Raw genomic sequence first — 20,920 nt, forward strand, 5'->3', positions numbered from 1 at the left:
GCTCTGGATATCCTGGATGTAATTTTCGAAATCGCTGCGGATGATAGCCGCATAGTCCCGCGCGGCCTGCGAATCACTTGGCAGGAAGGGACGGGCCGGGGCGAAGCAGGATTCCGCCAAAACCGGCCCAGGAACGCAGATCAGAAGGGCCATAGCTTGCAATGGGAGCAGGCATGTCAACCTTGGGTTTCTCAAACCTGTTATCTCCTTGATCGCGGACACTGGCCGTGACTAGGGTCAGGACTCATAGCCAGTAAATGACGAGAGCGGCCAGGGCGATGGCTGACAGGAAGACCTTCGGGCATCTGTCGTATCGGGTTGCCACCCGCCGCCAGTCTTTCAACCTCCCAAACATGATCTCGATCCGGTTGCGACGTTTGTAGCGGCGCTTGTCGTACTTGACGGTTTTCTTGCGCTGCTTTCGGCCGGGAATGCATGCGCGTATCCCTTTGTCTTTCAACGCTTCTCTGAACCAATCGGCGTCATATCCACGGTCACCGAGCAGCCAATCTACCTTTGGCAGGCTGCTGACAAGCGCCCGTGCACCGATGTAGTCACTGACTTGTCCAGCGGTCACGAACAGGTTCAGCGGGCGTCCTTGGCTGTCGCAGATGGCGTGAAGCTTGGTATTCATACCGCCCTTGGTTCGTCCGATCAGGCGTCCACGCCCCCTTTTTTGACGCCCAAACTGGTCGCCGTTCGATGGGCCTTCAGATAGGTGGCGTCGATCATGACCGTCGTCTGCTCGCCGTGATCAGCGGCCAAGCCGACCATCATCTGGGCAAAGATGCCTTTATCGCTCCAACGCTTCCAACGGTTGTAGAGCGTTTTGTGCGGGCCATATTCCCTCGGCGCATCTCGCCATCGTAAGCCATTGCGATTGATGAAGATAATCCCGCTCAAAACACGCTTGTCATCGACGCGAGGCTTGCCATGGGACTTTGGGAAGAAAGGCTCAAGACGCGCCATCTGCGCATCCGTCAGCCAGAAAAGATCAGACATGTTCACCGCTCGGTTTTCGGACCGTGAATCACGCCCCTACCCGGAAATCAATGGGTCCTGACCCTAGCAGCCGCGTGATGTCCGCGGCAGGCACGTGGCCCTCGATAAAATAGTCGCCCACGACCGCCGTGTGACATCCAGCAAGTTCCGGTGCAATTTGCAGCCGATCTTTGAACGCATAAAGCGCATCCTGATCGACGTCCTGCGCCTCGACCGCGAAGCCCGCTTGCCGGACATGATCGACCCAAGCGGTGCAGCATCCGCAGGTGGGGGTTTTCAGGACTTTAATGACCGGTTCCGTGTTGGCCAGTGCTCGCAGGGGGAGTGTGGCAGCCGCTCCGGCCAGCAAGAACGTACGTCGTTTCATCATGTGTTCCTTTTTGAGTTGCCCGAGACCCTAGAACTGTGTTTTCGAGAGTCCAGAGGCTGTTCCTGCTTGTCGGCGTGAGGGCGGATGTATCCAGGGCGTGTCCGCTTGCTGGCCCGCGAAGGGGCTGGATCAACATCCTGTCGACCCAGAGGTCGCGCGTCGTGCGAAACTGCTCGATACCGATCGTCATTCCCTCGTGGCCCTTCGCGGGCTGGGCTACGTAAGTACCCATGAGGCGGTCCCACCACGGCAGGTTGAAGCCGTAGTTTGAGTTGGTTTCGCGCGGATCGACAGAATGATGCACGCGGTGCATGTCGGGTGTGACGACGATCCATCTGAGCCACCGGTCGACCGGTCTCGGCAGGTTGATGTTGGCATGGTTGAAGAGGGCAGTGGCGTTGAGGATGATCTCGAACAACAAAACCGCGACGGCGGGCGGACCAAGCGCTGCCACCAGGGCGAGCTTGATCGCCATCGAGATGAGGATCTCAATCGGATGGAAGCGTAATCCAGTGGTTGCGTCGAAGTCGAGATCCGCATGGTGCATCCGGTGCAGGCGCCACAGGGCCGGGACGGCGTGGAACATGACATGTTGCAGATAGATCGCCAGATCGAGCAGCAGCATGGACAGGATCACAGCCAACCCGAAAGGAGCCTCGATAATGTTGAACAGGCCCCAGCCCCGCTCCTCGGCCAGGACCGCCAGACCGACGGCCAGGATTGGGAAAGACAACCGGAGGATCGCCGTATCGATCACGACAAGTGCCAGGTTGTTCGACCAACGGATGACACGCGGAATGTCACGCCGCCGACGCGGGGCGGCGAGTTCCCAAAGCGCCATGGCGGCCAGCACACTCAAAAACGCCGTCAGACGAATCTCCGGCTCTGCGGCTAGTATTATGTCCATCACAGTCTACGGCCCTTCTGTGTTAGGGCTTGGGTGCGGATGCGCATCTCGCACATCAGTCTTTTCTTGCGCAGCCTTTGCAGCCGCTATCTGGACTATATCAAGATCCCGCGCGTGGCGCTCGTCGAGACACTCTGTTTCGAGCTGCAGCGTGACCATGTGAAACCCATGCTGTTCCGTCAGCCGCCGATAGGCCCGGTTCAGCAGGTCCGCGGCCTCTGCGGGCTCACCATGGCGGATATGGGCAGAAAATGCGTGTTTGCCGCTGGTCAGCGTCCAGGCATGCACATGGTGAACGTCCAGAACCCCGTCCTGGCCGCGCAGGTCCGTCGTCACAGCCTCGAGATCCGTTCCCTCTGGCGTGCCTTCCATGAGGATGTGGACCGCTTCCTTGATGACGCCGACGGAGGCCCAGAGGAGAACCACCCCGAACGCCATGCCGAGGATCGGGTCAATCGCCAGAAAGCCGGTGAACTCGATCACTAGAGCGGTGACGATGATCAGGAGGCTGCCGACAAAGGTCTGGATGATGTGCCAGAGCGCACCACGGGCATTCAGATCGTCCTTGCTCGATTGCCACATCAGCCCCAGCGAGATCACTTCGGTGACCAGGCCTCCGAAGGCGACCCAGAGCATGGGACCCGTGGCCAGGTGAATCGGATTCCCGAGCCGCATCGCGCCCATCCAGATCACCAGAAGCGCCATACCGAGAAGAAAGCCGCCATTCACCAGTGCCCCGATGATCTCGGCGCGGTACCAGCCGAAACTCCGCGCCGAATCCGCCGGGCGGCGCGCAATGCGCTGCGCGATGATGGCCACCAGAACGCCGCCAACCGCCGACAGGGTGTGAAACGCATCCGACAGGACGGCAATCGAGCCAGTCCAGAGCCCGACGGCCAGTTCAATCACGAAGTAGACGCCGGTGAGCCAGGCCGAAATCACAAGGGCCTTGCCGGAACTCGGCATATGCCCGGCGTGGGAATGACTGGCCATATCAGCTCTCCTTCCGTTTCGTACCGGTCTTTCGCGTCGCGGCGAAGAGAACCGACAGGCCGGTAAAGCCACCCAGCGCAAGTGCGGTCCATGTGGCAGTGCGGGCATCGCCGTTCATCGCCTGGCTGCCCATGTGAGCGAGCAAGAAACTCGCTGGAATAATCCCGGCCATCGTGGCCAGCGCGAACCTCCAAAGATGCAGCTTGCTCAGACCTGCGGCGTAACTGATCATATCGAAGGACAGAAACGGCAGCAGGCGACTGCCGAAGACCAGGAAGGTCAGAGTGTTCTGGGACCCGAACAGGCCTGCGTTAATCTTCTGACCGAGATGACGCTCAACGAAGGGACGACCCAAGCCGCGGGCCAGACCAAAGGCGGCAAGCGCACCGAGTTCCGCACCTAGAACGACGAAGAGCGTCCCGTACGTGTGTCCATAAGCCGCTCCGGCGGCGAGTGCGATTGGCGCCGAGGGCAGGGGGCTTGCGACAATAGCGATTGTCATGAGCGCCACGATGACAATTGGTCCGGCAAGACCTGCCGCCTCGATCCAGCGGTCAATTTCCGCGCGATCCGGCAGGCGAATGTCAACGCCAAGGACGTCCGGGAAGGCCAATGCGACGACTCCCATCAGGAACACCGCCATAAGAAGGATGCGCATCGTCATGGATCAAAACACGGCATAGAGCAGAACGAAGAACGTCGCTGCCAAAAGGTCAAAGGCCACGCAGAATGGAATATACCAGTTCGGAATCCGGGCGAGACGATAAGAATTGTGGTGTGACATGTCCCAAAGGGCGTGAAGGGCCAAGCCCAAGGGGAGGAAGGCCCAATGCCATATCAGCCCCAGGAACGCTGCTAAGCCGAACAAAAGGGCGACCGCGAGCTCTGCCCAGAACACGCGCGCTCTGCCGTCCGCAGCGCCAAAGCCGATATAGGCACCGCCAATCAAAGCAAGCGTGATCGAAGCAAGAGCTATCGAGCTTTGCTCATCCAAAAAAAGGTGAGCCGGCAATGTGAGAACGACAAGCAACACGCCAACCCATACGGGAGATTTCAAGATATCCCCGTGTCGATGGTGCGATACGTGATCGCCTGTCTTTTCGAAAATCTGTGCCATGGCTTTGTACCTAGGGATTCCAGCAACTGGAAGGTCAAGGGCTATTCATCCACGCGCGCAACGCAGCGCTCACTCAACCGTTCCACGGTGAGGTCAAAGGACCGATATCAGGACGTATTTGACGCTGACGCCAAGCTCATGTCCGACGCGCGTGGCGATTTTCAGTCATCTTTCGCCTTCTGCCAGACTTGCTGACAGGCTGAGTAAAGAAACGTCGCTGACCAGGTCAGCAACATGAAGCCCAAAAGCGATTGCAGCATCAGCAACAGTCGAAAGGGCCCGACCACCTCTATGGACGAATAGCCAAGGGTCGAGAACGAGATGCCCGTAACATAGAGAACATCCTGAAACATCGGCGGGCTGTTGCTGAACGATTGCGGCAGAACGCTTGCCACCACCATCGTGTTGAACACGGCGAGCGTCACAAGTTCCAATACGTGCAGCAACAGCAACGCGGAAAACGTCAGGATGATCCGAAAGCCGGAGCCATCCGACCGCTGCGGGGAAAACTTCAGAATGCCCGACAACGCATAATGATGGACAATTCCCATCAGGATCGCCGCGCATATTCCGACAAACATGGCCATCAACTCGGTCATACACCCAAACCCGTCTACCTGTTCAAACAGGTCAATTTGACCATACATCAGGCTTTTAGCACAACGGAACCGATTGATTCTTCACAGGTCAGGTCAACGCGGGGGGCAACCCGTTCAGGGCGACATCCACCGGAACGGTCGGCAAGTTCAATGCGATCCAGCCAGGCCCTTCGCCTGATCCCAACATCCCTTCCGAGATATCGGCGTAGCCCGAGTAACCAGCTTGTCTTAACGCTCGAAGCAGCGATGCGGAGCGTCCGCCAGTGGCGCAGATCAGTCCAACAGTGCGATCACCGCTCAGTTCCTTCGCCCTGAACAAGCGGTCCGGAAAACCGGACGCGTGCATGCTTATCGGCCATACACCAGCACCTACGCCGGTTTCTTGCCACTCTTCGTGCGTTCTGACATCGATGATCCGCGCCGTATCCGATAGAAGCGCGTCAAAGGCATTCTCTGCCGACCAGACAGATCGGCTCTGCGCCAAAAGCGGTGACGCCGTGACGGTCAGCACCGTCATATGAGCACCCAGAACGAAACGGCGCCGGTTCAAATCAAGAGCCATATTCGAAAACCTCATCCTTTGATCGGTTGCGATCCCAAAGGTCACATAACATACGCGCGACGCTACCCGGGAGCACGACACGGTGCAGGCACAGATTTGTATCCATCTGTAGCAAGGGACTGACCTGATACAAACGGCTACAATTCTGCCCATGAAACACGATGCAACGATGATCTAGGAAGGACGCCATGGGACCGCAACCTCATATCCTTATCGTGGACGACCACGCTCAGATACGCGAAAGCGTCGCGCGCTTTCTGGAGAAGAACGGAATGCGCACGACCGTCGCCAGGGATGCCGTGGAGATGGATGCCAAACTGGCCACCGGTCACTTCGACCTCCTCGTGCTCGATGTCATGATGCCGGGCGAGGACGGTTTGTCGGTTTGCCGCAGACTTGCGCCAGAGGGTGATCTTCCGATCATCATGCTGACGGCGCTTGGTGAGGAAACGGATCGGATCGTGGGGCTGGAAATCGGTGCGGACGATTATCTCGCCAAGCCGTTCAATCCACGAGAACTGCTCGCCCGCATCAAGTCGGTTCTTCGGCGAAGCAACCGTGACGAACCCGTGGCCGGAAGGCTCGCGGGGAGGAAAGTCTCTTTTGCGCATTGGATACTGGATACCGACCGGCAGGTGCTGATTGACCAGTCCACCACCGAGACGCCATTGACGACCTCCGAGTTCAAATTGCTGGCGGTCCTGCTGGAACGTGCGAGGATGGTGCTCAGCCGTGACCAGTTGCTTGACCTGACCGCTGGTCGGACGGCAGGCCCGATGGATCGCACCATCGACAATCAGATCAGCCGCCTCCGCCGCAAAATCGAGCCGGATGTACTTAGGCCCAGTGTCATCAAAACGGTGCGGAACGGCGGATACTGTCTGGCTGCCGATGTCGAGGATGCGCCGTGATGCGCCGTGCGATGAGGTCTCTGAGCGGCCAGTTGATCCTGCTTGTGGTCGCGGCACTTGTCGTGGCCCAGGCGATCAGCCTGTTCCTGTTCGCTGACGAGCGCAGCCTTGCGATTCGTGCCGCATTGGGGTTCGAGGCCGCGGGTCGCGCAGCAAATGTCGCGCGGTTGATCGAGGAGGCTCCGTTGGATCTGCAGGACTCGATCCTTCGCGCGGCAAATTCGCCTCTGATCCGGTTCGATCTGTCGGACGCTCCGATCGTGGATCACACCGGTCACTCGGACGGCGGCATCGTGGAAGCGCGAATACGCGCCCTGATGGACGACAGCTACAGCCGGGACATTCGCGTTGAATTGCACGAGATCGAGGGCGAGTTGCGGCCTCTTCCCAATCTCTCGGACGAGATGACGGAAATGCATCTAGCGATGATGCGCGGAGAGTTGACAGCGGTTGAAATGAACCTGTCGATCGCGATCAAGGGGGCGCGTTGGCTGAATGTCGGAACGCGGTTCGAGCGTCCGCCAATCCAATGGCCTTTCTATTCGATGCTGACCTTTGGAATTTCCGCCGGACTGCTTCTGGTGGCGATCTTCTGGTTTGTCATGACGCGCCTGACGCGTCCTTTGCGGCACCTCTCCAAGGCCGCGGACCATCTTGGCCGGGGCGAAGATGTGGGCGAATTGGCGGTCACAGGGCCGACCGAGGTCAGGGATCTGACCGTCGCCTTCAACCGCATGCAGCGACGGCTGACCCGGTTTGTCAGTGATAGGACACGGATGCTCGCAGCCCTTGGTCACGATCTGCGCTCGCCGTTGACCGCCATGCGTGTCCGCGCGGAGCTGGTTGACGAAGAAGAGACGCGGGACAGCCTCATCGCATCGGTCGAAGAGATGCAGAGTATGGTCGAAGCGACGCTCACCTTTGCACGCGGCCTTACCGGATCCGAGGGTGCCGAAGTGGTCGATCTGCGCAATTTTCTGGACAGCTTGTGCAGCGATATGGCGGCACACTGCACCTTTGCCCCGAGTGATGATGTTGCCGTGCGGCTTCGACCCAACGCGTTCCGAAGGGCACTGAGGAACTTGCTTGAGAACGCCGTTCGCTACGGTGGTGCCGCAAAAGTCAGCTGGGCGACCCACGGTTCGAACCTCGTACTCAACATCGATGACAATGGGCCCGGCATTCCCGTCGACCAGTTGGAAAAGGTCTTCGATCCCTTCTATCGCCTCGAGCAATCGAGGTCTCTGGAAACGGGCGGTTATGGGCTTGGGCTCTCGATCGCGAGGACAATCGTCCAATCCCATGGCGGCGATATCCAGCTGGTCAACCAGAACAGCGCGGGTTTGCGCGCTGTTGTCACCATCCCACTGGATGAAAGCGAACTAATCGAAGGAGAAACAGATGAAACTGAAAACGCTCATTCCAACGTTGCTGGCCAGCTTGCCCGCCAGCATGGCGCAGGCTGATGGACCAGGCTCCTGGACGGGGCACATGTGGGGCAGTGGCTATGGCTTTATGGGCGGCTTCATGATGCTCGCCTTCTGGGGCGCCGTGATCGCATTGATCGTGTTTCTGGTGCTCAGGCTGCGGGACAATGGCACTCCCCCGCCGGAATCGGACGCGCGGGAAACGCTGAGGCGTCGCTTTGCGAATGGGGAAATCGACGAAGAAGAGTTTCGTCGCCTGAAAGCAACACTGGACGAGTAGTCCACATCACGAATTTGAACACCGTCCCACGCGACGTCACTAACTTTAGATCGGAAAGAACGCCATGGTCCCGGAAATTGGTCACTTTGCACTGGCCCTCGCGCTTGCGCTTGCGCTTGTTCAAAGCGTTCTGCCGATTGCAGGTGCGTCGCGTGGAAACGCCGTCTGGATGAAATCCGCCCAGGCGACGGCAATAGGACAAGTGCTGTTTGTGGCCATAGCCTTCGCAGCGCTGATGCAGGCCTTCATCGTCAGCGACTTCACCGTCAGGAACGTCGTCGAGAATTCCCATTCGCTCAAGCCGATGCTCTACAAGGTGGCCGGGACCTGGGGCAGCCATGAGGGTTCGCTGCTGCTCTGGATCCTGATACTCGCGGTGTTCGGCGCGGGCGTCGCCTGGTTCGGATCGAACATCCCCGCCGAGACCAAGGCGCGCACCCTGTCGGTGCAGGCGTGGATCAGTGTCGGCTTCCTGTCCTTCCTGCTGCTGACGTCGAACCCCTTCGAGCGGGTGTTTCCGCCGCCGCTCGACGGCAATGACCTGAACCCGTTGCTTCAGGACATGGGTCTCGCCATGCACCCGCCGCTCTTGTATTTCGGGTATGTCGGCTTCTCCATCGTGTTTTCCTTCGCCGTTGCGGCTCTTATAGAGGGTCGCGTCGATCCGGCCTGGGCCAGATGGGTCCGGCCATGGACATTGGCCGCCTGGATCAGCCTGACGGCGGGTATCGCCCTCGGGTCTTGGTGGGCCTATTATGAACTGGGCTGGGGCGGCTGGTGGTTCTGGGATCCGGTCGAGAATGTAAGCTTCATGCCTTGGCTTCTGGGCACAGCGCTGTTGCATTCGGCCATCGTCACGGAAAAGCGCGATGCGTTCAAAAGCTGGACTATCCTGCTTGCCATCCTGACTTTCTCGCTTTCACTTCTCGGGACGTTCATTGTCCGGTCAGGCCTGCTTACATCGGTACACGCGTTCGCCGTCGATCCGGAGCGCGGGCTTTACATTCTGGGTCTGCTGGCCGTGTCCATCGGTGGGTCGCTGGCGCTCTACGCCTGGCGGGCACCCGAAATGGAGCCGGGCGGTCTGTTTCGCCCGATCAGCCGCGAAGCCGGGCTGCTCGTGAACAACCTCATTCTGGCCGCCGCTACGGGAACGGTCCTGTTCGGGACGCTTTATCCGCTGATCCTCGAGGCTGTCACGGGGGACAAGATCTCGGTGGGTCCACCTTTCTTCAACGCGGCCTTCATTCCGATGATGCTGGCGCTGGTCGTGTTCATGGGTCTTGGTCCATTCCTGTCGTGGAAGCGGGCTGATTTCGCCGGTTTGCTCGATCGCATTCGGTTCGTGGCCGTGCTGGCGGTCGTCGCCGCCTTGGCCGCGTGGTATCTTCTGTATGGCGGGCCGATCATGGCCTATCTTGCCATCCTCGGCGCAGCGTGGCTGCTTTTTGCGACCCTGCGGGAATGGGCGCTACGCATCCGTCTGTTCGAGGTTTCCCTTGCAGAGAGCGCGAGACGCGTGCGCAACCTGCCACGCGCCTCTCACGGTATGACGCTTGCCCATGCCGGCGTCGCTGTGTTGATGATGGGGATGATCGGCTCGACCGGATGGAAGAGTGAGGAGATCGTCTTTGCCGCCCCCGGGACCGAAGTCACGATCGCCGGGTTCGACATCACCTTCGAAGGGGCCGCAAAGGTTCAAGGGCCGAACTACATCGCGGATCGCGGCACCCTTGTGGTGCGTCGGGATGGCGAATTGGTCACGACACTTTTCCCGGAACGGCGGTATTACCCGGTCGCGGAAAGCCAGACGACGGAGTCGGCCATCCGCTCCACATTGGCGGGTGATCTCTATACGTCGATTGCAACGCCAGCCTCCGATCAAGTGAACAACGCCGGAGCATGGACCCTTCGGATCCTCTATGAACCGCTCGTCAACCTGATCTGGATCGGCTCGATCCTGCTGGTGATCGGTGGCTGTTTGTCCTTGTCGGATCGCCGTTTGAGGGTCGGGGCGCCGCGCCGTGCCAAACAGCCAGCCACCGATGCCGTTCCTGCCGAGTAGGAGAGAAGATGAAACGTCTCATTGCCGGGCTGCCGTTTATTGCGGCGGTCATATTCGGGGGGTTTTTTCTCTGGGGGCTCAATCCCGACCGGGATCCCAACGAGATCCCTTCCGTCCTGATCTCGCAACCGGCCCCGGCGTTCGACCTCGATCCCGTGCCGGGGTTGGAGACACCCGGCCTGGCCCGAAGCGATCTTGTCGGCAACGAACGACCGGTCGTGGTCAATGTCTTTGCGTCCTGGTGCGTGCCCTGCCGCGCGGAACATGCCGTGTTGACAAGATTTGTCGAACGAGACGGCATGCGGTTGTTCGGAATAAACTACAAAGACAAACCTGAGGATGCCGTGAAGTGGCTCAATGACCTCGGCAATCCCTACGAGCGGATCGGGTCCGACCTGTCGGGCCGGACCGGGATCGAATGGGGCCTGTCGGGCGTGCCGGAAACCTTCATCGTCGATAGCGATGGCACCGTTTTGTTTCGCTATGTCGGGCCGGTCGTGGGTCCGGACGCCGTCGAACGGTTCACGCAAGCCCTGAAGCAGGCAGGCGCACTGCCAAATGGAGCAGCATCATGAGACAGTTGATTTTCGCGTTTTGCATCGGGCTCCTTCCCATTGCCGCCAATGCGGTGGAACCGGACGAAATGCTGACCGCCCCGGTATTGGAACAGCGTGCGCGGGAGATTTCCAAGGATCTGCGATGTGTCGTCTGTCAAAATCAGGACATCGACAGCTCGAACGCGGGTGTGGCGCGGGACTTGCGTCTGCTCGTACGCGAGCGCTTGGTCGCCGGAGACAGTGACACCGAGGTGATCGAATACATACGGGCGCGGTACGGGGATTACGTGCTGCTGAAACCGCCTCTGGAGCCTGCGACCTACGCGCTTTGGTTCGCTCCGATCGCTTTCGTTCTGATCGGGGTTTTCGTTGGTGGCGGGCTACTGATGAGTCGGCGAAAGCAAGAGGCATTTGAAGACTTGGGCTCGGAGGATGAGAACACCGTGTCCGAAATTCTCAGACAAAACGAAGCGGGGGATGCGTCATGATCTGGGGTATTTTCGGTCTTCTGACGCTGGTCGCGATCGGAATAGTCCTCTACCCGCTGCTGCTGTCCAAATCGAACACTCTCACCAGAGGAGATGCGGTACCGGCCATCCTCGCCGATCAGATGCAGGAAATCGAACGAGACATGGACCGCGGTTTGATTTCTGAACAAGAAGCTCAAGCAGCCAGACTCGAGATCAAGAAACGGATCCTCGCGACGACCCGCAATTTGGAAGCAAAAGCCGGATCGTCCCGTAGTGGTGGCAGAGGCACTCTTGTTGTCGCGGCGGTCCTCGCGCCGGTTATTGCCGCGGGCTACTATCTGACAATGGGATCGCCGGAGGTGCCTTCAATGGCCTTCGCTGCCCGTGCAGAGGAGCGCGCACAGACTGATGAAGTGACGGCGCTGGCAATACAACTTCGCGAAAGGCTTGTATCCGATCCGACCGGCGGCCCCAGCGAAGGGTGGATGCTGTTGGGCCAGACCTATCAGCGCATGGGCAGAACAGTTGATGCTGTCGAAGCATTCGAAGTTGTCGCCAAACGGGAGGATGCCACCTCCGCGACATTCTCCATGCTGGCGGAGGCTGTCGCGGTTGCCAATGATGGCGTTGTTATTCCACGGGCGAAATTGGCCATTGATCGCGCTTTGGAACTTGACCCATCCAATCCTGCGGCAACCTATTTCGAGTCTCTCTACCATCTTCAAAAAGAAGAGACGCGTAAGGCCTACGATCTGCTCGTTTCCCGGCTGAACCAGGAAAAGACGTTCGTGCCCTGGATGGAAACATACGTTTTGCAGATCAACCGGATTGCAGCGGCAGCTGACCTCCCGGTCGTCGATCTACCCAGCGGGCCGACATCACAACCCGGCCCGAGTGCGGCAGATGTTGCGGCGGCGTCGGAGATGAATGACGCGGACCGCGCGGAGTTCATCCGGTCGATGGTCTCGCGGCTGGCCGAGCGTCTTGAGGATGATCCGGACGATCTGGATGGTTGGATGCGGCTGGCAAACGCCTATACCGTCCTTCAGGAGCCCGATCGCGCCATCGCCGCCTACCGTAAGGCTGAAGCGCTGTTGGAACAGCAGCCTGCCAGTGATCCTCGGCGTGCGGCGGTCCGTGCCGCGCTTGAGCGGCTCGGCGGCTGACTACTGGTCGGTGTCCCGCCCGGGCAGGTCACTCCTGTCCGGCAACCTTTGCGGAAATATCCCGACCCCTGGCTTGCGCCAAGGCGTTCATCACGTCCTCGGTCGTCAGCAATTCGGACAGCACAATGCCGTTTGGTGCCGACGGTCCATAGACGGCATTGAAGGGGATGCCATATCTGCCGAAACTCTCAAGGTAACGGGAAATGCGCGCGTCCGGGCGTGTCCAATCTGCCTGCATCGGCGTGACGCCCGGCGTGTCCAGCGCACTGCGGACCGGATCACGGTCGATGACAAGTGTCTTGTTCGCTTTGCACGTCAGGCACCAGTCAGCGGTCACATCGACAAAGACGACCTCTCCTGCGGACACGCGTTTCGCTATGTCCGAACGATCAAATGCGATCCAAGCCAATGCCGATTGCGACTCTGAACGGGCCGGCGCTGATTGCTGCAGGACAGGACCTGCGGCAAGAGCCAGGACAAGGCTGGCTGTGGCAATAGACCACCTGAATTGGGACTGCACATTCGGGAGGGACAAGATCAGAACGGCGAGACCGGACAACGCCGCGACCGCGATGACAGACGCAAGCCCGGCGACACCGTCGAGCACCCAGAACAGCCACACGGCGGTTGCAAGCAACAAAACCCCCATGACGCTTTTGATGATCAGCATCCATCGACCAGGCTTGGGCATGAATGCGACCAGACGCGGGAACGCGGCGATGACGAGATAGGGCAGGGCGAGGCCGAGCCCGAGGCTCGTAAAGACGATGAGGATGTCCACGCCACGCCCGGCCAAAGCAAAGGCCACCGCGGTGCCGAGGAACGGTGCCGAACAAGGCGTCGCCATGACGGCACCGAACATGCCAGTGAAAAAGTCGGCGGAATACCCGTTGCGTCCTCCGGCCCCTGCAAGCCGCGTCTGCATGCCGTGTGGAAGGGCGAACTCGAACGCTGCGAACAGATTTGCCGAAAAGACGAGCAGGACAGCGATCATCGCCGCAAGAAACAGCGGGCTTTGAAACTGCAAACCCCACCCGACGCTGAGGCCTGCCGTCTGGAGCGCCCAGAGGACGAGCGCCAGACCCCACATGAACGTCATGATGCCGGCGCTGGCAGCGACGAAACCGAACCGGACACGGGTTGTGTCGTGATCGGTGTGTTTGAGCACAGACGACACCTTGATGGACAGCACCGGCAGCACGCAGGGCATCACATTCAGGATCAATCCACCCAGCAGCGCGATCGCGGCAATCCAAAGCAGTTCCATCATGTCCGGTGTCGTGGCGGCCAGTTCGAAAGGCGGCGCGATGCCTTGCGCCACGCGATCCGCAATCACGGTAAACGCCCGGTTCTCGCCGTCGGTGACGGTAATCGACGGAGCCACTGTCACATCCGTATTCGACGAGAGGATCGGCAAGCGCGCCCAAAGCAAACGATCCTCTTCTCCCAAACGGATATCGGGTTTGCCAAGCGCAACACCCATACCCAGTTCGGGAAACACATCCGGCGACTGGAGTGGTTCATCGACGCGAAGGCTGACGATCAACTCCGTGAGGTCTTCGTCGATGAAGGCATTTGCCTCGCTGACGCCGCTCGTCTTGGCCCCTTCGGGGACGCGCTCGGAAAACGTACCGATCAGCCCAGCCGAAGTGCTGTCGATGACGTTGCCCCGTCCGAGGCGAAGTGACAGGTCAAACTCTTCCGGGACACAGACATTGGAGCACACCAGCAGTTTGACCTGCGCGGAAAGAGTCACAGGTGCGCCGGGATCTTTGAGCGTTATGCGCAGCGGAAAGACGACGTCACCCGCATAACCAAAATTTTCGATGCCGAAGGCGGTGAAGCGCGTTGGGGCGGGCCACATGAATTCGACATCTGCGACGTTTTCGGAACCGCTCCATTCGACCGAAGGCGGTATTCCCACCTCGCCCGCCGACCGCCAATAGGTCTTCCAGTTTTCGTTCAGTTGAAGATGAAGCCCGGCTGACAGAGTCCGTGTGTTCTCGGGAACGCCGTCCTGTACACTGAAGAGATACGCGGTAAGTGGCGCACTTTGGTATTCAGCAGAGGTTGCTGCCGAGACACTTCCAGAGACAAGGGCCAAGAGCACGAAGGGAATAAGCAAAACCCGTCGCAGGATCAAAAGGCAATCGATCAAGATACCTGCTTCCTTCCCATATTTTCCGCAGATTTCGCCAGGACGGCGGAAATTGCGTCAAAGTCCACCTGTGGCAAAACCCTGACGACCGTCCGCACAGACAATTCGCGCAACGCCAGTCGCAGAAGATGAAAGGGTTCGACACCCATCCGGCAGAAGGTCTGACGCTTGCTTCGTGGACACGATAGCGCCGCGATCCGAGCAGTCTTCAAGACTTCCGGCACATCCCCCAAGCATGAAACCCGACAACAGCAACGCGCCTACGCGTACCTTCCCGCGCACATCACGGCCTGTCGCGGACCACGACTGGAATCGCGGAGGTTATGGGCTCGGTCGTTTCCTCGATAGTATCCTTTGCCTTGTCGGAATGGCACGATTTTCCCATGAATTTGTGCATCACGAGATGCGCCCCCACGCACAGCAGGAGCGGGGCAAAAGCCGCTGCATTGCCCCACATGCCCGCCAATGTGCCGCCGGCAAGAAAAAATCCCGCAATGGGCAGCAGCATGACGACGCAACACGCCATCATTCCGTAATGCATGAGCCTGTCCGTGATCGGCTTTTTTCTGTGGTTCCGGTGGTCCATGACACCCCCATTGTCTCGTTCCCGGCGTCATTTGCGGCCCTCCAGCAGGGTAAGGTCAAGGATACAAATGGATACACTTCTCGCGGCCTTGTCAGGTTGCCTGATGCCGGGTCTCCCGTAAAAGAGATGCAACAAATCCGAGGCTAGGAGTGTGTCATGACAATTTTGCGAAACAACAAGGTTAATCGACGAAGCCTATTGGGATATGCGGCTGTCGCTTTGGTTGCACCAAGCGTGGTTCGAGCCGAAACCATTCGCCGCAACATCTCTTCTTTTCGAGTTCATGACTGGCAAGATCACTTCGACGCACTCGGAAAGGGGATCATCATCTCCGATACCGTGACGAAGGCGCTCCAGCATTGGACATCAGATGGCGAAATGCGGATCTACCCAACGTCCGTTCCGCTGACCGACGAACTCACCAAACGCGGTTACACCGAAGTGGTGGAAAAACGCAAAAACCCCAGCTGGGCGCCAACGCCCTCCATGCGGGAACGCAATCCGGAATGGCCGGCTCGTGTCGAGGGGGGTGATCCGGACAACCCATTGGGTACTCGTGCACTGTACCTGTCGTGGCAGTACTACCGTATTCACGGGACACAGGATACGCGCAAGATCGGCCGCCGGTCGTCAAACGGCTGCATCGGCCTGTTCAACGCACAGATCGAGGAAGTCTACGAGCGGGCACCTGTCGGCACTCAAGTCAAACTCATCTGACCCAACGGGCAAGGCGGAAGATACAGGCATGGACAAATTGACTGCGCTGATTGGTGCCGTTTTTGTTATCGGCGGGGGTTTTGCCGTTTGGCAGTTCGTTGGAGCGGAAGATACAGCGGTTGGCCACTCCATGACGCCACCCGACACAAGTGAGATCGCTGAAGGCGGCCCGATCGTCCAGGTCCAGCTGCCTGACGCACTCTCGCAGCAGGCGGCGCTTGGGAAGAACATATTTGAGGCAAAATGTTCCGAGTGTCACGGCGAAAATGCCGCCGGTCGCAACGGTGTTGCGCCGCCTCTCGTGCACAAGATCTACGAACCGAGCCACCATTCGGACATGGCTTTTGTTCTGGCAGCTCAAAACGGCGTCCGTGCACATCACTGGAATTTCGGTAATATGCCTAAGATCGAGGGATTGACCCAAGGAGACGTCAAGATGGTGGCCGCCTATGTCCGCGAATTGCAGCGGGCCAACGGGATCAACTGATGCGTTGGTCGAAGACGAACCGATGGATTCTGTCGGCCGTTTTCGGCCTTTTCCTAGTGGTTCTCGGAGTGCCTGAGGCGCCAGCTTTTCATGGTGAAGCGTCCTTGGCGCAAGAATTTCACGCTCACGAAGATGTAGGGTCATCGACGAACGAGGCCTCTGGCCACTGTCATCCGGGACTCGATTGTTCTGTCACGCCGGTGGTGTTTCTCCAGCCAAACGTGGTTTACGAGCCGCAGTTTCTGACGGCAGTCATGCAAGACGTCGCGACCCAACGAACCGAGTTGCGCTCCGCCAGCGATCCTCCACCGCCACGACGGTGGGTCTGATTTCACATCGCTCGAAAAGCAGACCCAAAGAAGGATCGAAGACATGAAAAAGACGACTATCGTAGCGGCAGTGTTGATTGCAGGTACTGCGGTCACGGCATTCGCGCATAGCGGTGCCACCGGCATCGTGAAAGAGCGCATGGACGCCATGCTTGCAATGGGGAAGGCGGTCAAGACCGTGGCCCCGATGATGAGGGGCGAAACGGCCTATGACGCAGAAACAGTGCGCGATGCCGCGCGCCTGTTCCAGCAGCACGCCGGTGAGAGCATGACGAACCTGTTCCCTGAGGGCACAGGGGGCATGCCCTCGGAAGCCAAAGACGAGGTGTGGACCGACTGGGACCGCTTCGCAGCATTGGCGAGTCAGCTGGAAGAATATTCCGAAGGCCTGGAACGCGCAGCCGACAATGGATTGGGCGGCATGGGCGGCAATACCTCCATGGGTGGCACCTCGATGATGGGCGGTGGGTCCATGATGGGCGGGAGCACGATGATGGGCGGAGGCGGCATGATGGATGCTGCCGCCATTGCCGAAATGCCCGCCGACGCGGCATTCGCGATGACGACCCAGGTCTGTTCCGCGTGCCATGAACGCTTCCGGGCGGAAGAAGACTGACCATGCGACGGTTTTTGACACTGGTCAGCGGGGTCGCCGTGCTGGGCGCGGCCGGCCTCGGCGCGGTGATTGCATGGCCTGTCGGCAGTGCGGTGGCGCCGATCGCATCAGCGGGCAATGTCGACCGGGGCGCGTATCTGGCGCGCGCCAGTGGGTGCATTGCCTGTCATACCAATTTCGAAGCGGGCGGCGCGCCACTTGCCGGAGGGGCGCCGCTCGAAACCCCGTTCGGAACGTTCTATCCGCCCAACCTGACGACAGACCCCGAACATGGCATGGGCGAATGGACGGCAGAACAGTTCGCAAAAGCCGTGCGGCAGGGTATCGGCCCCGATGGAACGCCCTACTATCCGTCTTTCCCATATACGTTCTATGCGGATTTTTCTGACCAGGATATCGCTGACCTCTGGGCGGCGTTTCAAACCGTGCAGCCCGTGGACAAGCCTGCACCAGAAAACGATGTCAGCTTCCCATTCGACCAACGATGGGGGCTGAAGCTCTGGCGAGCGGCGTTCTTCTACGATCCGGATACCGAACCGGTTGAAGGGCGAAGCGACTCATGGAATCGCGGACGGGAATTGGTGCGCGGTGCGGCACATTGCGGAGCCTGCCATACGCCGCGCAATCTTGCGGGAGGCCGCGATATCGGTGCTTCCTTTGCAGGCAACGCCCAGCTTCCCGGTGGCAGCAAGGCACCCGCGATACGGCCAAAAGACCTGGCCAAAAATGACTGGACGGTTTCAAACCTCGCTTATGCGCTCCAGACCGGCATCACCCCTTCGGGCGATGCGTTCGGCGGCAGCATGGCGGAAGTCGTTCGCGACGGAACTCGGTTTCTGACACCTGCCGATCGCGAAGCGATGGCGCTTTTCCTACTGAACAAGGACACGGTCGAGGCGGAGAACTCCGCTTCGAACTAACATCACGCGGGGGCGACACGCCCCCGCTTTCTCGAGGATCGAAATGAAACAAACACGTAGGGATTTCTTGCGCAATGCAACTCTGGCGGCCTGTGCGGCCGCCATCCCGCGGTCGGCTTATGCCGCAACCCCGTTCGAGGACGTGGTTACCAAGGTTGCGCGTCGACAACTTCTTCCGGACACCTACCCGGAAACAGAGATCTGGGGCTATGACGGTCTTGTTCCGGCCCCGGAAATCCGGGTTGCACAAGGCGATCGGGTGCGTCGCAGGTTCCGCAACGAGGTACCCGATCCCAGTTCGGTTCACTGGCACGGAATCCGGATCGATAACGCGATGGATGGCGTTTCAGGACTGACCCAGAAAGCCGTGGCACCAGGTGAAACCTTTGACTACGACTTCGTCGTACCGGACGCGGGCACCTATTGGTATCACGCGCATAATCGCTCATACGAGCAAGTCGCGCGTGGTTTGCGCGGTGCCTTGATCGTCGAAGAGGTCGATGGACCGGACATAGACCGCGAGGAAGTCATCGTTCTGGAGGACTGGTTGCTCGACCCTGAGAGCGGGCAGCTGTTCGACAATTTCGAACAGCCTATGATGATGAGCCACGGTGGACGCATCGGCAACTTTATCACGACCAATGGGCGCTATGACCTGACCTTGCCCGCGAAGCGCAACGAACGCATTCGCTTGCGGATCATCAACGCAGCAAGCGCTCGAATTTTCCCGCTGAGGCTCTCTGGATTCAGTGGCTGGACGGTGGCCGTGGATGGAATGCCAACCGGCCAACCCCAGTCGGTTGACGGCGAGTTGATCCTCGGCCCGGCACAGCGCGTCGACTTAATTGTGGATGTGACCGAAGGCGAAGGCGGCACCGCCCAATTGCTTCGCATCGGCGATGATGATCAACTGACCCCGTTGGTGAGTTTTCTGGTCAACGGCACAGCCAGTTCAGTACCAAGAGGCAAGCCACTGCCGTTGCCGCCGAACCCCGCGGCACACGCCCCGGACCTTGCCGATGCGCGTGATTTGCGACTGGTCATGTCCGGCGGGGCAATGGGGCGAATGCAGTCCGCATTGCTTGGCGGGGAACGTCTTGGATTCCGTCAGCTTGCCCAAGCGGGCAAATTCTGGGCCCTGAATGATGTCGCCGAAATGACCTACACGCCACTGGCCGATCTATCCCTGAACGAGCCGGTGCGCCTGAAGATCGAGAACCAGACCGTTTTCCCACATGCGATGCACCTGCACGGGATGCATTTCCGCGAGCTGCGCCCCGACGGCGCGTTCGGGCCGATGCGGGACACGATCCTGTTGGCCGGCAACGAGTCCCGGGAGATCGCCTTTACGGCAGACAATCCCGGCAAGTGGCTGTTCCATTGCCACATGCTCAGCCACGCCGCATCTGGCATGACAACCTGGATACGGGTCACATGAGATATCTCGTTTGGTCCCTTCCGATCACTGTCGCAGCAGCCGCCTTCACGTATTGGCTCTCGACCAGTGCATCCTCGGATGTCGGCAGCGCGTCCAGGGCGGAGAGCTACGACATCGAAGAAGGCGCGTTGCTCTACGCAGAAAACTGTGCGTCTTGTCATGGCGCGGGTCTGGAAGGCCAGCCGGAATGGCGAACGCCCGGCGCGGATGGGCGCCTGCCAGCACCACCACATGATGAGACGGGTCACACCTGGCATCATCCTGACAGCCTGCTCTTCGATTACACAAAACTGGGGGGTGCGGCGCTTCTGGCGCGTCAGGGCGTCGAATTCGACAGTGGCATGCCCGGTTTCGCAGACGTGCTGACCGACCAGCAAATTCACAACATCCTGGCCTTCATCCGGTCCACCTGGCCAGACCGCATCCGCGAAGTCCAGGCCGCGCGGACAGAAGCCGACGAACAACGGGGAGAGAACTAAAATGCGTTTCAGACAAGCCTTCACGACGGTCGCGATAGCTGCCTTGCTTCCGATACCGGCACTCGCGGACGAACTGTCAGAGTCCCGGGTCAAGGAACTTGTGCTCGAGGCAATCCGCGAGAACCCGGAGATTGTCATGGAGGCCGTGGCGATCCTCGAACAAAGGCAGGCGCAAGCGCAGGAGCTCAGTCAGGCCCAAGTTCTGAATGACCAGCGCGATCTGATCGAGAACGATCCGAATGCGCCGGTTCTCGGCAACCTGGAAGGGGACGTCACTGTTGTGGAATTTTTCGACTACAACTGTCCCTATTGTCGGCGGGTCAAACCCGAGGTGCGGGCTTTGATCGAAGACGATCCCAACATTCGCCTCGTCTATCGTGAATGGCCCATTCTCGGAGACGGATCGGTGTTTGCCGCGAAAGCGGCCTTGGCAGCGCGCAAGCAGGACAAATACGAAGAGTTTCACTGGGCAATGATGGGGCTGGAAGGCCGCGCGGAAGAGGCCTCCGTGCTGCGCGTGGCCGAGGAGATCGGCCTGGATATCGCGCAGTTGCGCAAGGACATGGAGGCCCCCGAGGTCGAAGAGCACATTGCGACCTCCATGCAACTGACCCAAGCTCTGGGCTTTAACGGCACGCCGTCTTTCGTGATCGGGGATGCGCTGGTCCCGGGCTTCGTCGAAAAGGCGCAGCTTGCCGACTTGGTCGAGGAAGCCCGCAAAGTCGAAGACTGAAATTCTGTGCCCGGACCACCCTTGGGTGGTC

The 20,920-nt window shown here is 59.5% G+C and carries 24 protein-coding genes; 14 read left to right on the top strand and 10 right to left on the bottom strand.

Annotated elements, in window-relative coordinates:
* Positions 1 to 244: 244 nt before the first annotated feature.
* From BM075_RS21775 to BM075_RS21810, 8 genes are all read right to left on the bottom strand, one after another.
* A protein-coding gene (locus BM075_RS21775) for an IS5 family transposase (protein ID WP_093362818.1) occupies positions 245 to 1,002 on the bottom strand; the annotation gives its coding sequence in 2 pieces (ribosomal slippage) (positions 245 to 666 and positions 666 to 1,002; 759 coding nt in all).
* A 28-nt stretch (positions 1,003 to 1,030) separates the two neighbouring features.
* Positions 1,031 to 1,372 carry a DUF411 domain-containing protein gene (locus tag BM075_RS21780; RefSeq protein WP_342741267.1) on the bottom strand — a complete coding sequence of 114 codons (342 nt, stop codon included), beginning with the start codon at positions 1,370 to 1,372 and terminating at the stop codon, positions 1,031 to 1,033.
* Complete coding sequence (locus tag BM075_RS21785) at positions 1,287 to 2,279, bottom strand: sterol desaturase family protein (protein WP_093362819.1); 993 nt, start codon at positions 2,277 to 2,279, stop codon at positions 1,287 to 1,289. Before BM075_RS21785 ends, BM075_RS21780 begins: the two co-directional genes overlap by 86 nt.
* Positions 2,280 to 2,285: 6 nt before the next feature.
* Positions 2,286 to 3,272, bottom strand: a complete 987-nt coding sequence (locus tag BM075_RS21790; protein ID WP_054540583.1) for a cation diffusion facilitator family transporter — start codon at positions 3,270 to 3,272, stop codon at positions 2,286 to 2,288.
* 1 nt (position 3,273) lies between these two features.
* Complete coding sequence (locus BM075_RS21795; protein WP_093362820.1) at positions 3,274 to 3,936, bottom strand: TVP38/TMEM64 family protein; 663 nt, start codon at positions 3,934 to 3,936, stop codon at positions 3,274 to 3,276.
* Between the two features lie 3 nt (positions 3,937 to 3,939).
* Positions 3,940 to 4,389 (bottom strand): DUF6010 family protein, encoded by a 450-nt coding sequence (locus tag BM075_RS21800; protein WP_054540584.1) that lies wholly within the window; start codon positions 4,387 to 4,389, stop codon positions 3,940 to 3,942.
* A 161-nt stretch (positions 4,390 to 4,550) separates the two neighbouring features.
* Positions 4,551 to 4,988 carry an ion channel gene (locus BM075_RS21805; protein ID WP_040104431.1) on the bottom strand — a complete coding sequence of 146 codons (438 nt, stop codon included), beginning with the start codon at positions 4,986 to 4,988 and terminating at the stop codon, positions 4,551 to 4,553.
* Between the two features lie 88 nt (positions 4,989 to 5,076).
* Positions 5,077 to 5,550, bottom strand: coding sequence for a rhodanese-like domain-containing protein (locus tag BM075_RS21810; RefSeq protein ID WP_054540586.1), 474 nt, complete (start codon positions 5,548 to 5,550; stop codon positions 5,077 to 5,079).
* Positions 5,551 to 5,738: 188 nt separating this feature from the next.
* Here BM075_RS21810 and BM075_RS21815 point away from each other — a divergent pair, with 188 nt between their 5' ends.
* The 7 genes from BM075_RS21815 (at position 5,739) to ccmI (ending at position 12,426) form a co-directional block, all read left to right on the top strand.
* A complete protein-coding gene (locus BM075_RS21815; RefSeq protein ID WP_054540587.1) occupies positions 5,739 to 6,461 on the top strand; it encodes a response regulator in 723 nt (240 codons plus the stop codon).
* Positions 6,461 to 7,927 (top strand): ATP-binding protein, encoded by a 1,467-nt coding sequence (locus tag BM075_RS21820; protein ID WP_054540588.1) that lies wholly within the window; start codon positions 6,461 to 6,463, stop codon positions 7,925 to 7,927. The genes BM075_RS21815 and BM075_RS21820 overlap by 1 nt, the downstream gene beginning before the upstream one ends.
* Entirely contained in the window at positions 7,863 to 8,168 is a 306-nt protein-coding gene (locus BM075_RS24910; protein ID WP_235974530.1) for an SHOCT domain-containing protein, read from the top strand. The genes BM075_RS21820 and BM075_RS24910 overlap by 65 nt, the downstream gene beginning before the upstream one ends.
* 64 nt (positions 8,169 to 8,232) lie before the next feature.
* The gene (locus BM075_RS21830) at positions 8,233 to 10,233 is read left to right on the top strand and encodes a heme lyase CcmF/NrfE family subunit (protein ID WP_054540589.1); all 2,001 of its coding nucleotides are present in this window, start codon (positions 8,233 to 8,235) and stop codon (positions 10,231 to 10,233) included.
* 8 nt (positions 10,234 to 10,241) lie between these two features.
* Positions 10,242 to 10,808, top strand: coding sequence for a DsbE family thiol:disulfide interchange protein (locus tag BM075_RS21835; RefSeq protein WP_054540590.1), 567 nt, complete (start codon positions 10,242 to 10,244; stop codon positions 10,806 to 10,808).
* The gene (locus BM075_RS21840; RefSeq protein WP_054540591.1) at positions 10,805 to 11,278 is read left to right on the top strand and encodes a cytochrome c-type biogenesis protein; all 474 of its coding nucleotides are present in this window, start codon (positions 10,805 to 10,807) and stop codon (positions 11,276 to 11,278) included. Before BM075_RS21835 ends, BM075_RS21840 begins: the two co-directional genes overlap by 4 nt.
* Positions 11,275 to 12,426, top strand: coding sequence for a c-type cytochrome biogenesis protein CcmI (gene ccmI / locus BM075_RS21845; RefSeq protein WP_054540592.1), 1,152 nt, complete (start codon positions 11,275 to 11,277; stop codon positions 12,424 to 12,426). The genes BM075_RS21840 and ccmI overlap by 4 nt, the downstream gene beginning before the upstream one ends.
* A 28-nt stretch (positions 12,427 to 12,454) precedes the next feature.
* Here ccmI and BM075_RS21850 read toward each other — a convergent pair whose 3' ends face one another.
* On the bottom strand, positions 12,455 to 14,584 hold the full coding sequence (locus tag BM075_RS21850) for a protein-disulfide reductase DsbD family protein (RefSeq protein ID WP_054540593.1): 2,130 nt from the start codon (positions 14,582 to 14,584) through the stop codon (positions 12,455 to 12,457).
* A gap of 283 nt (positions 14,585 to 14,867) precedes the next feature.
* On the bottom strand, positions 14,868 to 15,125 hold the full coding sequence (locus tag BM075_RS21855) for a DUF2933 domain-containing protein (protein ID WP_239521101.1): 258 nt from the start codon (positions 15,123 to 15,125) through the stop codon (positions 14,868 to 14,870).
* Positions 15,126 to 15,326: 201 nt separating this feature from the next.
* Here BM075_RS21855 and BM075_RS21860 point away from each other — a divergent pair, with 201 nt between their 5' ends.
* The 7 genes from BM075_RS21860 (at position 15,327) to BM075_RS21890 (ending at position 20,889) form a co-directional block, all read left to right on the top strand.
* Positions 15,327 to 15,887, top strand: coding sequence for a L,D-transpeptidase (locus BM075_RS21860; protein WP_054540595.1), 561 nt, complete (start codon positions 15,327 to 15,329; stop codon positions 15,885 to 15,887).
* A 28-nt stretch (positions 15,888 to 15,915) separates the two neighbouring features.
* Positions 15,916 to 16,374 (top strand): c-type cytochrome, encoded by a 459-nt coding sequence (locus BM075_RS21865; protein ID WP_054540596.1) that lies wholly within the window; start codon positions 15,916 to 15,918, stop codon positions 16,372 to 16,374.
* Between the two features lie 372 nt (positions 16,375 to 16,746).
* Complete coding sequence (locus tag BM075_RS21870) at positions 16,747 to 17,319, top strand: c-type cytochrome (RefSeq protein ID WP_054540597.1); 573 nt, start codon at positions 16,747 to 16,749, stop codon at positions 17,317 to 17,319.
* Positions 17,320 to 17,321: 2 nt separating this feature from the next.
* A complete protein-coding gene (locus BM075_RS21875; RefSeq protein WP_054540598.1) occupies positions 17,322 to 18,239 on the top strand; it encodes a c-type cytochrome in 918 nt (305 codons plus the stop codon).
* A 43-nt stretch (positions 18,240 to 18,282) separates the two neighbouring features.
* Positions 18,283 to 19,677 carry a multicopper oxidase family protein gene (locus BM075_RS21880; protein WP_038008397.1) on the top strand — a complete coding sequence of 465 codons (1,395 nt, stop codon included), beginning with the start codon at positions 18,283 to 18,285 and terminating at the stop codon, positions 19,675 to 19,677.
* Complete coding sequence (locus BM075_RS21885; RefSeq protein ID WP_007803408.1) at positions 19,674 to 20,156, top strand: c-type cytochrome; 483 nt, start codon at positions 19,674 to 19,676, stop codon at positions 20,154 to 20,156. The genes BM075_RS21880 and BM075_RS21885 overlap by 4 nt, the downstream gene beginning before the upstream one ends.
* Position 20,157: 1 nt before the next feature.
* A complete protein-coding gene (locus BM075_RS21890) occupies positions 20,158 to 20,889 on the top strand; it encodes a DsbA family protein (RefSeq protein WP_009807488.1) in 732 nt (243 codons plus the stop codon).
* Positions 20,890 to 20,920 lie beyond the last annotated feature (31 nt).

It is taken from the genome of Tropicimonas isoalkanivorans (assembly GCF_900112335.1).
Lineage (GTDB): Bacteria > Pseudomonadota > Alphaproteobacteria > Rhodobacterales > Rhodobacteraceae > Tropicimonas > Tropicimonas isoalkanivorans.